The sequence below is a fragment of the Streptomyces sp. UNOB3_S3 genome, assembly GCF_020740895.1.
GTDB lineage: Bacteria > Actinomycetota > Actinomycetes > Streptomycetales > Streptomycetaceae > Streptomyces.
Genome location: NZ_JAILXP010000184.1, coordinates 1 through 13,844, shown reverse-complemented (window position 1 = coordinate 13,844; position 13,844 = coordinate 1). Strand labels below are relative to the sequence as shown.

Annotated in this window: 12 protein-coding genes; 5 read left to right on the top strand and 7 right to left on the bottom strand. The window is 69.7% G+C overall.

Annotated elements, in window-relative coordinates; translation table 11 throughout:
- Nucleotides 1-237: 237 nt before the first annotated feature.
- The gene (locus K6I33_RS20320) at nucleotides 238-774 is read right to left on the bottom strand and encodes a hypothetical protein (RefSeq protein WP_374285323.1); all 537 of its coding nucleotides are present in this window, start codon (nucleotides 772-774) and stop codon (nucleotides 238-240) included.
- Nucleotides 775-793: 19 nt separating this feature from the next.
- On the opposite strand from K6I33_RS20320, the gene K6I33_RS20315 reads away from it, so the two are divergent.
- From K6I33_RS20315 to K6I33_RS20305, 3 genes are all read left to right on the top strand, one after another.
- Nucleotides 794-1,417: a hypothetical protein gene (locus tag K6I33_RS20315; protein WP_229354666.1), complete on the top strand. Its 624-nt coding sequence runs from the start codon at nucleotides 794-796 to the stop codon at nucleotides 1,415-1,417.
- Nucleotides 1,418-1,754: 337 nt separating this feature from the next.
- On the top strand, nucleotides 1,755-2,270 hold the full coding sequence (locus K6I33_RS20310) for an RICIN domain-containing protein (RefSeq protein ID WP_229354658.1): 516 nt from the start codon (nucleotides 1,755-1,757) through the stop codon (nucleotides 2,268-2,270).
- Nucleotides 2,271-2,392: 122 nt separating this feature from the next.
- Nucleotides 2,393-3,445: a hypothetical protein gene (locus K6I33_RS20305; RefSeq protein ID WP_229354656.1), complete on the top strand. Its 1,053-nt coding sequence runs from the start codon at nucleotides 2,393-2,395 to the stop codon at nucleotides 3,443-3,445.
- 364 nt (nucleotides 3,446-3,809) lie between these two features.
- Here the strand turns inward: K6I33_RS20305 and K6I33_RS20300 are convergent, their stop codons facing one another.
- The 5 genes from K6I33_RS20300 to K6I33_RS20280 all read right to left on the bottom strand — a co-directional run bounded on the left by K6I33_RS20300 (nucleotide 3,810) and on the right by K6I33_RS20280 (nucleotide 9,245).
- Nucleotides 3,810-4,817, bottom strand: coding sequence for an alpha/beta hydrolase (locus tag K6I33_RS20300; RefSeq protein ID WP_374285327.1), 1,008 nt, complete (start codon nucleotides 4,815-4,817; stop codon nucleotides 3,810-3,812).
- A gap of 17 nt (nucleotides 4,818-4,834) precedes the next feature.
- The gene (locus K6I33_RS20295) at nucleotides 4,835-5,845 is read right to left on the bottom strand and encodes an SDR family NAD(P)-dependent oxidoreductase (protein ID WP_229354662.1); all 1,011 of its coding nucleotides are present in this window, start codon (nucleotides 5,843-5,845) and stop codon (nucleotides 4,835-4,837) included.
- Nucleotides 5,846-5,911: 66 nt separating this feature from the next.
- Complete coding sequence (locus K6I33_RS20290; protein WP_229354654.1) at nucleotides 5,912-7,081, bottom strand: glycosyltransferase; 1,170 nt, start codon at nucleotides 7,079-7,081, stop codon at nucleotides 5,912-5,914.
- Between the two features lie 56 nt (nucleotides 7,082-7,137).
- Nucleotides 7,138-7,914 carry a response regulator transcription factor gene (locus tag K6I33_RS20285; protein WP_229354652.1) on the bottom strand — a complete coding sequence of 259 codons (777 nt, stop codon included), beginning with the start codon at nucleotides 7,912-7,914 and terminating at the stop codon, nucleotides 7,138-7,140.
- Nucleotides 7,911-9,245 carry a sensor histidine kinase gene (locus K6I33_RS20280; protein ID WP_229354650.1) on the bottom strand — a complete coding sequence of 445 codons (1,335 nt, stop codon included), beginning with the start codon at nucleotides 9,243-9,245 and terminating at the stop codon, nucleotides 7,911-7,913. Before K6I33_RS20280 ends, K6I33_RS20285 begins: the two co-directional genes overlap by 4 nt.
- Nucleotides 9,246-9,396: 151 nt before the next feature.
- On the opposite strand from K6I33_RS20280, the gene K6I33_RS20275 reads away from it, so the two are divergent.
- Both K6I33_RS20275 and K6I33_RS20270 read left to right on the top strand, forming a co-directional pair.
- Nucleotides 9,397-10,971, top strand: a complete 1,575-nt coding sequence (locus K6I33_RS20275) for an alpha/beta hydrolase (RefSeq protein ID WP_229354649.1) — start codon at nucleotides 9,397-9,399, stop codon at nucleotides 10,969-10,971.
- 170 nt (nucleotides 10,972-11,141) lie between these two features.
- On the top strand, nucleotides 11,142-12,926 hold the full coding sequence (locus K6I33_RS20270) for a prolyl oligopeptidase family serine peptidase (RefSeq protein ID WP_229354660.1): 1,785 nt from the start codon (nucleotides 11,142-11,144) through the stop codon (nucleotides 12,924-12,926).
- On the opposite strand, the gene K6I33_RS20265 is transcribed toward K6I33_RS20270, so the two are convergent.
- Entirely contained in the window at nucleotides 12,871-13,764 is an 894-nt protein-coding gene (locus tag K6I33_RS20265) for an SURF1 family protein (protein ID WP_229354647.1), read from the bottom strand. The genes K6I33_RS20270 and K6I33_RS20265 overlap by 56 nt on opposite strands.
- Between the last annotated feature and the right edge of the window lie 80 nt (nucleotides 13,765-13,844).

Sequence of the window (13,844 nt, the reverse complement as noted above, 5' to 3'; positions counted from 1 at the left end):
AGTTTCGCCTGGCTGGGACGGTACCGCCGCTTGTCGAAGGACTACGAGTACCTCGCTGAAAACTCGGAGAGTGCGGTCTACCTCGCCACCATCATGCTGCTGCTTCACCGGGTCGCAGTTCCCACCTAAACGGGACTTCTCAGACACCCTCTAGCGGGCAGCTCAGATGGGCTTTGGCCTGCTAGCGAGGGTGCTAGGTCTAGCGGGGCGTCCCGCTAGACCTAGCTGTGATGGGAGCTACGCGGCGGCGGAAGGTTCGTCACGTTCCGCGATGGCTTTGAGGACGTGGTCGCGTTTGATGCCGCGCCGGTTGGCGCCCTTGCCGTCCTCGGTCGTGCCCCACATCTGGGTGGTGCGGATGCCGTACGGCTTCAGTGCGGACGTCAGTTGTTCCGGGCCCCAGCCGGCGTACGCGTCCGGCCGGAGCTCCGCCAGCCGGGCGACGACCGTCTCGCTCCAGGCCTTCGACTCGGCCGCCGGGATGACGGAGGCGACGTCCCGCAGAAGATCGAACGACGGCGTCTCGGCCGCTTCCGGCTCCTCCCCCAGAGCGTGTCCCGAGAGGGTGCCGGCCGACTTCCGCAGCTTGTAGGCGCGGAGCGAGATCACGTCGGCCGTGGGAGCGTCGATGTACGTGGCGACGACGATGCGGGCGTCGGCGCCTTCACCGACGAAGTAGTGAATGCCCTTGTCGGCCCAGGCGAACATGGTCGCCCGCACCCCGCGTTTGTACGCGGACGTGCCCAGGACCATGTCGTTCTCCGTCTGCCCCATGACCTTGAGGCACCACCGGTTGGACGCGTTCGCACTGAAGCATGTCGTGGCCACCAGCCGTGTCCGTGACGTCGTGCGGTTCACCAGCACCACCCTCTGGCTCGCCCCTTGCGAGCTCAAAGACGTGCGATGCGTAGCCCATGCACAAACCACCGGCCGACGGTGCAAGAACACGGTGCTCGACCCTGATTGCCAGGAAGGCGGCTGGCAAGAGGTCGACATCCCTGCCGAGCTCGGCAGGGCCGGCCAGGCCGTGCTCTGGGAAGGTCATACCATGTGGGCCTGGATCGTCACCGCTCTCGAATTCCGCGCCATGCAGCGCTGGACCAAACAACGATGCACAGTCCATTGGGACGGAAGCACGGCACACAACGCCGTGCCTGACGAATGGATCCACTTCCACCCCATCCGTCATGACAGCTTCATCCTCCGCAAGCGCCCCGCCGACCCCGTGTACGGCGACCCGACTCAGAAATCACTGCGCGCCCTCACAGCCCTCGGTCCGAAACACACCCGCTGCGCCAATGCCGGATGCGATAACGGGAGTACCGCCCCCGTCCCTGAAGGGTGGGCGTGCAACAGATGCAAGGCCCGCACGCGCCGACGTGAAGCCATCCACCGTAAGTGGCAGAACCCTTCCTGAAGGTTCAGGCATGCGGACTTCCTGGGAGGTCGGCCTTGATTGGCTCACCATGGGCGCAGCCTCCCTCTCGCAGCCGGGCCAGCCCCGACCCGTACGGCTGGCTCCTACCGGAAAACCCACAGTTGAAGAGATGCGCTCCGCGCACGTACACGCAGGTCAACGGCGGTTTCCCTTGTTCTTGGACGAATGAGGAAACCAGGAACCTCTCGACTTCCACCCGACCTTCGAGTGAACTTCGATCATCAACCAGGTCGCGTCGACCCTCGAAGCTGCCGCCCACCGGCTCAGCTGAACGAAATCTATTTATTGGCCGAATAAACGGCCGCGCAGATATCAGGTGATCATTTTGAGGACTCTTTCACTCGCAGCCGCCGCGACGGCCGCTGCCGTCATCACGTTGGCGACACCGAACGCAAGTCAGGCAGCTGCTGCCATTACGTTCGAAAACGGCAGCAGCAAGAAATGTCTGGAGATCGCAGACTCCAGCAAGGAAAATGGCGCGCCCGCCCAGCAGTGGGACTGCAAGGGTCAGGCAGGGGCGCGTTGGGTCACCTACTCGCTCGGCGGCGGGTACTACCAGATCGTTAACAGCAACAGCAACAAGTGCCTGGAGATCGCAGACTCTCGCACCGATAACGGCGCTCCGGCCCAGCAGTGGGATTGCAAGCCTTCTCACGACACCCAAATATGGAAGTGGGAATTTGGTGACGGCTTCGGGAACCGGTTGACAAACAAGAACAGCGGAAAGGTCTTGGAGATCAAGGGAGGCGTCAGCACCAACGGTGCCCAAGCTCAGCAGTGGTCAAGTGCCAAAGTGCCCCAGCAGACCTGGCGAGTGTTGCTGAACGGCTGACCCGCCCTGGAGAACTTCTCGTAATTGCTCACCCTGACGGCGCGTTCCCGTATCGCGTCCCGATCAACTTCAAGGCGTCCTCCCACATCCTTGCGGCGCCGCACACAGCAAGGAGTGAGTCCGTGTTCCGACTCCCAGGGACTTCCCGCCCCTGCGCCCGAGCGGCCGCCGGCGCCACGCTGGCCCTCGCCGCCGCCCTGACTCTCAGCCTCCCTCCGGCCGCACAGGCCGCCACGACCTCACCCGCTCCGGCCGCATCCGCCGCTTCCACCGCCGACGTGGCGACGCCCACAGGGTTCGTGGTCACCGGCGACCTCGAGGGCATCACGCTCGACTGGACGCCGGTGGAAGGCGCCACCGAGTATCGCGTCTACCGCTCGAACCTGATGGACCGGAGTTCCCCCTTCGCCACGGTCGCCGCACCGACCTTCCGCGACACCGACGTGGAACCTGACCACTCGAAGACGTACTGGGTCTCGGCCGTCGACGCGGACGGCACGGAGTCCGCCCCTACAGAGCGGATAACGGGTACGCGCCTGTGGAACGAGCAGTCTCCGCCCTCAGCACCGTCAATAAACCTGACCCGGCTGCGCGACAGGCTCATCATCAGCTGGTTCCCGGACAACATCAACCCGTGGTCATCCACCACCCCCGTCGACCGACTGGTCGTCTACCGCTCGAAGACCAGCCCCGTCCGGCCGGAGACGGGCGCCGAGCAGATCCACGAGACCCTGGAGAGCTTCGTGGACTTCTCCATGGCCGCCGAACCCGCGGATGACGACTACTACTACGCGATTGCCGCCGTCCCCAGCAGTGAAAAGGCCCGATGGGCCTTCTCCCCCTCCTACAAACCCGAACTGCGCAAGCCGCCCGCCCCAAGGGCGCATATGACGGACCGCAAGGACGGCCGGGTCGTCGTGGCCTGGCACCAGGACGACACATTCCACTCGTCAGTCCTTCGCGGATACAACGTCTACCGCTCGGACTCGCCCACGATGACCAAGAAAACATCGCAACGCATCGGCTCCCTGGACTACAGATTCAGGGAAGGCAGTTACAGCCTCGTCGACAGCCAGCCGCTGCCCGGCCGTGCCTACTACGCAATCACCACCGAGGACGCCTTCGGCATCGAATCGGACCTGTCGAACGTGGTGACCTACACGCCGAAGCAGTAATCCTGACGAACTGAGGTTCACCGCACACCCCTTGTACGGGCAGCGCCCACGGAGGAGCTGGAGGGGAGTGGACGGGGAGTGGATCTTGGAAAGGGGAATCTCGGAGCCCGCCCTACTGAGGGCCTCGCACCAGCACATCGAGTGCGCGCACGGGTGATGTAGGACACATCACCCGTCGCACCTCCAGCGCCGCCCCCCACCCCAGTAAGCCCCTCGATCAGATCCCGACGCATCTCGGGACTGACATGGCCCTGACCTCCGCCAGTGAGCCGCACGGTCCGTAGGCACGCCCCCGCGGCGAGCAACATAGGCCGGCTTCACGCCGCGTCTCCCCGCACTCGAACAACGTCCCGGGTCAATACGTCTAGAGCGGCGTGGGGCCTGTCATGTGCTCGCTGATCCACTGGATCGGGCCCAGGCCCATGCTCGGCACATAGGTCTTGGCGTTGTGCTCTCCGTCCGGGATCTCCCGCAGCGTGGTGTGCACCCGGCCCCGGTTTCCGTAGGAGGCGATGAAATCCTTGGTGTTCTTCATCGACGTCCGCTCCTTGGTGCCGACCTGGAAGGCCAGGTAGACGTCGGGCCCCTTGCCGTCGATCAGTCGCTTCGCCAGGACCTCCGGGTTGTTCGCGGCCTTCTCGCCGGAGTGGCCGGCCCACAGCGGGGAGTCGGGGACGATGTCCGGGCCGGAGGCGATGACGGCCTTGAACTTGTCCGGGTGCTTCAGCACGGCCTTCAGGCCCGCGAAGGCACCGGAGGAGGAGCCCATGAAGGCCCAGCCGTCACGCTGCTTCAGCGTACGGAAGTTGGCCTTGATCAGGTCGGGGACGTCCTCGGTCAGCCAGGTGCCCATCTTCGGCCGGCCGGGGATGTCGCTGCCGTCGTAGTAGTTCTTGTCGTCCGGGTTGAGCACCGGCATCGCCACGATGAAGGGCAGGCTCTTGCCCTCCTTTGACCACTGGGCGATCGACGACTGGAGCTTGAGGTCCGTTCCCATCCAGTAGTTGACCGGATAGCCGTTGCCGCCGGGCAGGGCGATCAGGACAGGGAAACCGGACTTGGCGTACTTGGGGTCGTCGTACTGCTTCGGGGCCCAGACCCAGACCTTGCCCTTGAAACCGGATTTCTTGCCGTCCAGGGTGACCACACCGATCTTGGTGCCGTCCTGCACGGTGTTGGCGACGCGGAAGTCGACCTTCGGGCCGGTGGGCATGAGGGTGCCGTGGGCGCCGGTGCCTCCTCCGCCGCCGTTCTCGCCGAAAGTCATGGGGTCGCCCTTGTCGGAGAAGACGCCGGAGAACTTCAGCACCGGCCAGGCGATCAGGGCCAGGGCGGCCGCGCAGGCCGCCACCCATATTCGGCGTTTGGTCATCGCCATGTTGTTCCTGCTCACACCTGGTAGCGGTCGGGGGCGAAGAGGTGCAGGTTGTCCCTGACCCAGTCGGAGGTGCGGGCGAGGCCCTCCTCCAGGTCCACCTCAGGGCTCCAGCCGGCCCACTCGCGGGCGCGGGAGTTGTCCGAGAGCAGCCGCTCGACCTCGCTGCCCGCCGGACGCAGCCGCGTCTCGTCGACGACGACCTTGGCGTCCCGGCCCGAGGCGTGGATCAACGCGGCGGCCAGGTCCCCGATCGAGATCTCGCGGCCCGTGCCCAGGTTGACCACGTGCCCGACCGCCCGGTCGCAGTCGGCGAGGGCGAGGAAGCCCGCCGCGGTGTCGGTGACATAGGTGAAGTCCCGGGTGGGCGAGGTCGACCCCAGCCGGATCTCATCGGCCCCGGAGTGGAGCTGGGCCAGGATCGTGGGGATCACGGCTCGGGCGGACTGGCGCGGCCCGTAGGTGTTGAAGGGGCGCACGACCGTGACGGGCACGTCGAAGGAGTGCGTGTACGACAGCGCCAGCATGTCCGCGCCGATCTTCGAGGCGGAGTACGGCGACTGGGGCTGCAGCGGGTGGTCCTCACGGATCGGGACGGTCCGGGCCGTGCCGTAGACCTCGCTGGTCGAGGTGTGCAGCATGCGCCGCACACCGTGGCGGCGGCAGGCCGCGGCCACGTTCTCCGTGCCGGCTACGTTGGTCTGCACATACGCCTCGGGGGCCGCGTAGCTGTACGGGATGCCGATCAGCGCCGCCAGGTGGAAGACGGTGTCGCACCCGGCGACGGCGTCCGTGACCCGGTTCGCGTCCCGTACGTCCCCGGCCACGATCTCCACGGGGGAGTCCGGCCCGAAGTACCGGGCCAGATGTCCGCGTTCGGCGTAGGGCTTGTAGTGGGCCAGCACCCGTACCCGGGCCCCGCGCTCCACCAGCAGGTCGACCAGCGTGGAGCCGATGAACCCCTCGGCCCCGGTGACCAGGACCCTCCGGTCGTGCCAATTGGCCCGGTCGTCGTTCACGGTCATGTCGTTCACGTTCATGTCGTTCGCGTTCGTGTCACTCGCGGTCATGTCGTGCCTCTCAACTCGTCGTCAACTCGTCGTCAGGGCGGGAGCGCGGCCGGCCAGGCGCAGCACCCACGCCGCCATCAGGTCGGCGGCGGCCGCGTGGGTGGCGGGGCCGGCCGCGGTGCTCATCGCGGCCAGTCGGTGCGGTTCGGCGAGCAGCGGGCCGATCAGTTCGGCCAGCCGGTCGCCGTCCGTCTCCGCGTCCGGCAGGAGCAGACCGGCGCCTGTGTCGGACAGCACCCGGGCGTTGTGGGTCTGGTGGTCGTGCGGGGCGTGCGGGTACGGGACGAGGACGGCGGGCATCCCGAGGGACGCCAGCTCCGCCACCGTCGCCGAGCCCGCCCGGCACACCATGAGGTCGGCGGCCGCGTAGGCCAGGTCCATGCGGTCCAGGTAGCCGACGGCCGTGGCGACGCGGTCGGACCCGTCCGCGGCCAGCCGGGCCCGCACCGCCCCCAGCGCCGCCGGGCCGGTTTTGATCAGCAGATGCACGTCCGGTCTGGCGCGCCAGAGCCGCGCCAGACCGACCGCGGCCTCGGTGAGCCGGGCCGCGCCGAGGCTGCCGCCGTTGAACAGCACGAGCCGCGTCCCGTCCGGCACCCCGAAGGCGCGCCGGGCGGGACCGCGCAGCGCCTCCCGGGCGTACCGGTCGAGGTCCGCCACCGCGCTGACCAGCGGCATGCCCACGGTCCGGGCGCGTCCGGCGGTCCGGGCCGGCAGATGGCGGCGCGTGCGGTCGAAGGCCAGCGCCACATGCGGCGTGAGCGCCGCCGCGAACCGGTTGGCGCGCCCCGGCACCGCGTTGGACTCGTGCACCAGCGCCGGCCGGCCCGCCAGGCGCGCACCGAGCACGGCGGGCGCGCTCGGGTACCCGCCCATGCCGACGACGACCTGGGCGCCCTGCCTCTCGATCACCCGCCGTGCCTGGAGCCCCGAACGCGACAGGTCCGCCGGCAGCAGGAACCTGCGAGCGCCGAGCGACGGGTCGAAGGGGATCATGTCGACCGTGTGCAGCCGGTACCCGGCCTGCGGTATCAGCTCCGTCTCAAGCCCGCGGTCGGTCCCGACGAAGCTGATGACCGCGTCCGGGACGGCTCTTCGCAGCGCCTCGGCGACGGCCAGCCCCGGGTAGATGTGGCCGCCGGTGCCGCCAGCCCCGATGACCACCGAGAGGGTGTCGTGTGCTGTAGCCATGACCACAGCGTGAAGAAACGCCCTAAGAGGGATTTAAGTCGTCAGGCGTCCTGGGGTCAGCCGGTGAAGCCCGGTACCACCAGGCCGGACTCGTAGGCGATCACCACCGCGTGGGTGCGGTTCTGCGCGCCGAGTTTGGTCAGCACGTTGCCGACGTGGGTCTTCACGGTCTCCAGGCTCACCGTGAGGGATTCCGCGATCTCCGGGTTGGACAGGCCGGTGGCCATCAGCCGGAGCACCTCCTCCTCCCGGCCCGTCAGCGCCGCCTTCGGGAGCGCTTCGGCGGAGGTCAGGGGGCGGGCGGTGACCATGCGGCGCAGGGCTGCCGGGAAGAGGATCGCCTCGCCCGCCGCCACCACCCGCACCGCCTCCGCCATCTGCCGGACCGGAAGGCGCTTGAGCAGGAACCCGCTGGCTCCCGCGCCGAGCGCGGCGGTGACGTAGTCGTCGTTCTCGAAGGTGGTGATCACCACGACCTTCGGCGGTTCGGCCGGCTCGGCCGGCTCAGTCGGCTCGGTCAGCAGTTGCCGGGTGGCCTCGATCCCGTTGCGGCGCGGCATCCGCACGTCCATCAGGACCACGTCCGGCCGCAGCAGCCGCGCCTGCTCGACCGCTTCGATGCCGTCGGCGGCCTCGCCCACCACCGTGATGCCCGGCTGCGCCGCGAGCAGGGTGCGCAGGCCGCTGCGGGTCACCTCGTCGTCGTCCGCGATCAGGAGAGTGACGGGGGTGGTGACGGGGGTGGTGACAGCAGTGGTGACAGGGGTGGTGCCGGGGGTGGTGACGGCGACGACGCCGGTCGTGACAGCGGCGCTCGCGTCGGAGCCGATCATGCCGACAACTGTACGGGCAGCCGGACCGCCAGCCGCCAGTGTTCCGGACCGTCCGGGCCGGCCTCGATCTCGCCGTGCAGCAGCCGCACACGCTCGGCCAGCCCGGGCAGGCCGTGTCCGGACGTCGGGAAAGCGCGCGGGCCCGTCCCCGCCCCGGTCCGGTTGACCACGCCGAGCTCCAGCACGTCCGGCGCGGCTGCCACCCGGACCTCGATCGGGCCGCCTGTCCCGTGCCGCAGCGCGTTCGTCAGCCCCTCCTGGAGGATCCGGTACGCCGCGCGGGAGAGCGTGCCCTGCACCTGCGCCAACTCCCCCGACAGCTCCGGCTCCACGACGGCGCCCGCGTGGCGCAGTCGGTCGAGTAGCTCGGGCAGATCGGCCAGGGTGCGGGTCGGCGTCGCGTCCGCCGTCTCCGCGCGCAGCACGCCCAGTACGTAGTCCAGGTCCTCCAGCGCGGCCCGGGTCGACTCCTCGATGCTGCGCATGGCGGCCCGTGCCGCCGCCGGGTCGGCGGAGAGCACCTCGCCCGCGACCGCCGCCTGGATCGTGGCCGCCGTCAGCGTGTGCCCGATCGAATCGTGCAACTCATGGGCCAGCTTGTTGCGTTCGGCCAGCGCCATCTCCCGCTCGGCCGCCAGCGCGAGCCGCTCTGCCGAGGACGGGCCCAGCAGCTTGGGCGCAAGCCACCTCAGAGTGCCCGTCAGCACCGCGCACCCGGCCATCCCCAGGGGCACGCAGCCGAGCGCCACCGCCCGGCTTCCCCAGCCGCCGTCCGCCCGCGCCGTCCGGCCGAACAGTGAGATGCCCGCTTCGGCCTGCATTCCGTCCACCGGGACGAGCAGGATGACCAAGCCCGCGAGGATCAGCGAAACGCAGAGCAGCGCCGTCGCCCACCCCAGTGCCACGTGCAGCAGCAACCAGACAGGAGTCCGCCAGCGGTCGGAGCCGGCTGCCCGCGCGGAGGAGGTCGCTCCGCTGTCGGGTGATCTCGCGGGACGGTGTACGACCACGGGGCGGTGTACGGCTACGGGGAGATGTACGGCCACAGGGCGGTGTACGGCCACGGGGTCCGGCAGCGGCACCCTCAGCAGCCGACGGGCGCCCGCGATGAGCAGCCGCCGCGTGGGACGGGCCAGCCCGACCAGGCCGATCAGCGCTGCCCAGACCAGCAGGGTCAGCACGACCCGCGCCCCGTAGGAAGCGGACGGCCACGCCAGCGCCGGCAGCGCCGCGAAAGGCAGCAGCGGAAGGCTCGCCAGTGCGCCGCAAAAGCCGAAGAACGCGCCCGAATATGTGGAGCCGCGCAGTAGTGACCGTATTCCCCTGACCATGACCGGCCAGTATGCCGGGGTGGCCGAGCCACGACCTCCCTCGATCGGGGGAGCGTCTTTTCCCGCCTTCCCGCGATGCGCCCCCGATACCCCGCGGGCCAAGATCGGCTCGACCGGCTGTCCACTCTCCTCGGTAAGGACGAGCACCATCGTGCGAAAAAGACGAATAGCACCGCCGCTTCTTGCTGTCGGCATCGCGGCGGCGGCATCCCTTTCGGCGCCGGCGACCGCGACGGCCTTTGGCGCGTCGTCTGCCGCATCGCCGGAAAGCCCTGCCGCCAAGGGCCCCCTGCGGCAGTTCACGCAACAGCAGATCGAGTGGCAGCGCTGCGACGCGAACGGACCCGCCACCTTCCAGTGCGCGACCGTCAACGTGCCGCTGGACTACGGCGACCCCGGCGGCAAGACGATCGGCATCGCGGTATCCCGGCTGAAGGCGAGCAGTACGGCGGAGCGTCGCGGCATTCTGCTGCTCAACCCCGGCGGCCCCGGCGCGCCAGGTTTGGGACTGCCTGTTGATCCGCTGGTGAAGTTCCCCGAGGAATTGAAGCGGCAGTACGACCTCATCGGCTTCGATCTGAGAGGCGCGGGGAAAAGCTCTCCCGTCAGCTGCGGCCTGACCGTGGACGAGCAGAGCAACCACCCGTACAAGCCCGAGACCTTCACGAAGGACGTGGACCTGGCACGTACGATCGCCGAGAAGTGCCAGGCCAGGGCCGGTGACAAGCTGCCGCACCTCACCACCCGCAACGCGGCCCGCGACATGGACGTCATCCGTGCCGCGCTGGGCGAGAAGAAGATCTCCTATCTGGGGATGTCCTACGGCACCTACCTCGGTGCCGTCTACACGCAGATGTTCCCCCAGCGGGCCGACCGGTTCGTACTGGACAGCGCGACCGACCCCGCGCGAATCTACCGGGGAATGTTCCAGGACATGGCGAAGGCGGCCGAGCAGGCCTTCACGCGATGGAGCGAGTGGACCGCCGCGCGGCACACGACGTACGGGCTGGGCGATAGCCCGGCCGAGGTCCGCAGGACCTACTGGGATCTGATCGCGCAGGCGAACCGCGAACCCATTCACTTCGAGGGACAGGCCCTCACCGGTGACGACATCCGCGCCGACAACCGCACGTTCTTCCACGTCCGGAAAGCCGCCGAACTGATCGCCGGGCTGAAGAACGCGGCCGAGGGCAAGAACCCCGACCCCTCCGGCACGCCCGGCACGTCCGGTACGCACGGTCAGGCCGAGGAGCCCGACGACAACTACGCCTCCGTCGCCTGGTCCTTGATGTGTTCCGACACCCGCACCTGGTCGCGCGACCCCGAGCAATACCGCCGCGACGCGATTCGCGACAAGGCCCGGTATCCGCTGTACGGCGACTTCGCGGCCAACATCGCGCCGTGCGCCTTCTGGAAACAGCAGGGAAGCGAGCCGCAGACCAAGATTGACAACAAAGTCGGCGCACTGATCACGCAGAACGAGTGGGACTCCCAGACGCCCCTCTTCACCGCCCGGGCCATGCACCGGGCCCTGCGCGGCTCCCGGATGCTCACCGTCGCGGGCGGGGAGGGCCATGGCGTCCTCTACGCGCCCGGCGGCAACTCCTGCGCGGACAAGGTCGCCACGGCGTACCTGACCACGGGCAAGCTGCCGGACAAGGACCTGACCTGCCAGGCGTCGGCCGGGCAGGCGGAGTCGGCCGGGCAGGCGGAGAAGTCCCGCTGACTTCCAACTCACACGAGTGAGCGAGTTGTCCACAACCGCCCCGTTGTCCACAGGCTCGGCCGCTCCTCGCCGCGTTGTCGGCCCGGCGGCGCAGAATGGGGGGCATGACTGAGAGCAACGGGTCCCTGCGAGGCGGCGCGGCCGAGACGCCCACCGCCTCCATCACCGCCATGCCGGACTGGGAGAAGCGCTTCCGGGCTCCGCGCACGGGGCTGCCGAGGTGGGCGGAGGACGCCCCTGACCGGTCGCTGTTCACCTCCAGCGCCACGGGGACCTTCGAGCTGTACGCCTGGGACCGGGCCACGGGCACACAGCGCCAGGTCACGGACCGGCCCAATGGAACGACGGGCGGAGTGCTGTCCCCGGACGGGGAGTGGATCTGGTGGTTCTCCGACACCGACGGCGACGAGTTCGGCGTCTGGGTCCGCCAGCCCTTCCACGGCGGGCCCGACGAGCCCGCCGCGCCGGGCCTGGAGCCCTCGTACCCGGACGGGCTGGCGCTCGGCCGGGACGGCACGGTCGTCATCGGCCGCTCCACCGACAAGACGGGCTCGTCCGTCCACGTCATAAGGCCCGGCCAGGACCCCGCAGAAATCTACCGGCACCAGCAGTCCGCGGGCGTCGGCGATCTGTCCCACGACGGGACGCTCATCGCCATCGAGCACACCGAGCACGGTGACGCCATGCACTCCGCGGTCCGCGTCGTACGCGCCGACGGCACGACCGTCGGCGAGCTCGACGACACCCGCGGCGGCACCGAGGAGCTGGGCCTGTCCGTGATGGGCTTCGCGCCCGTCGACGGGGATGCGCGGCTACTCGTCGGCCACCAGCGGCGCGGCCGCTGGGAGCCCATGCTGTGGGACGCGGTCACGGGCGAGGAGACCCCGCTCGCCATCGACCTGCCGGGCGACCTGGACGCCGCCTGGTACCCCGACGGCTCCGCGCTGCTCGTCGTCCACGGCTACCAGGCGCGCAGCGAGCTGTGGCGGTACGACCTGGGCAGCGGTGAGCTGACCCGCCTCGAGACCCCGCCGGGCACGGTGTCCGGGGCGCTGCCGCGCCCGGACGGGACGGTCGAGTTCCTGTGGTCCTCGGCCGCCAAGCCGCCGGTCGTGCGGTCCACGGCCGGGCATGTCGTGCTGGAGCCGCCGGCGGCGGCGCACGGCGTCACCCACGCCCCCGACTCGGTGACGGTCACCGACGCCTGGGTCGAGGGGCCGGGCGGCACGATCCACGCGCTGGTGCAGCGGCCCGCGGGCGAGGGCCCGTTCCCGACGGTCTTCGACATCCACGGCGGCCCCACCTGGCACGACAGCGACGCCTTCGCGGCCGCGCCCGCCGCCTGGGTGGACCACGGGTTCGCGGTCGTCCGCGTCAACTACCGGGGCTCCACGGGATACGGGCGGGCCTGGACGGACGCCCTCAAGCACCGCGTCGGGCTGATCGAGCTGGAGGACATCGCCGCCGTCCGCGAGTGGGCCGTGGCCTCCGGGCTCGCCGATCCCGAGCGGCTGGTGCTGACCGGCGGGTCCTGGGGCGGCTATCTGACGCTGCTGGGCCTGGGCACCCAGCCCGGCTCCTGGGCGCTGGGCCTGGCCGCGGTGCCGGTCGCGGACTATGTGACGGCCTACCACGACGAGATGGAGGCGCTGAAGGCCCTGGACCGCACCCTGCTCGGCGGTACGCCCGAGGAGGTGCCGGAGCGCTACGCCGCGTCGTCACCGCTGACGTACGTCGACGAGGTGCGCGCCCCGGTCTACATCTCGGCCGGGGTGAACGATCCCCGCTGCCCGATACGTCAGGTGGAGAACTACGTCGAGCGGCTGAAGCTGCGGGGCCACCCGCACGAGGTCTACCGCTACGACGCGGGGCACGGCTCGCTGGTGACGGAGGAGCGGATCAAGCAGCTTCGGCTGGAGATCGCTTTTGCGGAGCGTCATCTGGGCCGTCCGTAGCCGGACCATCCGGGTTCGAGCCGTCCGGCTTCGGGCCATCCGGCCTCGGGCCGTTCGGCTCCTCGGGGTCGATGCCCAGTGCCAGGTCCCGGGCGGCCTCGGCCTCGCGGCGGAAGAGCCTGAACCACATGAAGGCGACGAAGCCGGCGAAGACGAACCACTCACCGGTGTAGCCGAGGTTCTGGAAGGCCTTGAGGTCCAGGCCGCTGTTCGGGGGGGCGGCCGGGGGCACGGCGGTCAGCGGGGCGGGCGCCTCGCGCAGGGTGATCCACGCGTCGTACAGGTCGTAGGGCACCAGGTTCACCAGCGAGGCGGCGCTGATCACGCCGATCTGGCCCTGGGGCAGCCCTCCGGAGGAGCGGACGCCCTTGGACGTCGGGCTCTCGGAGGACTGGAGCGCACCGGTCACGGTGACCTCGCCGGACGGCGGGGCGGGCACCTTGGCGGCATCGGCGGACGCGCCGGCGTCGCCGGGGAGCCAGCCCCGGACGACCGGCAGGGCCTTCCCGCCGTCGGTGCGCAGCAGGGTCAGGACGTAGAAGCCCTTGCGCTCGTCGAGGTCCCGGTCGGGTACGAGCAACTGGTGACCTGCGTCGTAGCGGCCGGTGGCGGTGGCCTGCCGTCCGGAGGTCTCGGTGCTCACGGGCAGCAGTTCGCGCAGGGGCGCGGAGGCGGCCGCCCGGGCGTCGTCGGCCTGGGTCTGCTGCTCACGGTGTGAGTCGACACGCGTCTCGAAACGGCTGAGCTGCCAACTGCCCATGAACAGGCACACGGGGATGGCCAGCACGGCGAAGACGTTGATCCCCCACCAGCGGGGAGTCAGCAGGAACCGATACACACCACCACGGTACGGGCACCGCCCTGGCACCGATCCGCCGGGGCCGCACCAGCCCCTGCCGTGGGCACGGGGAGGGAGGG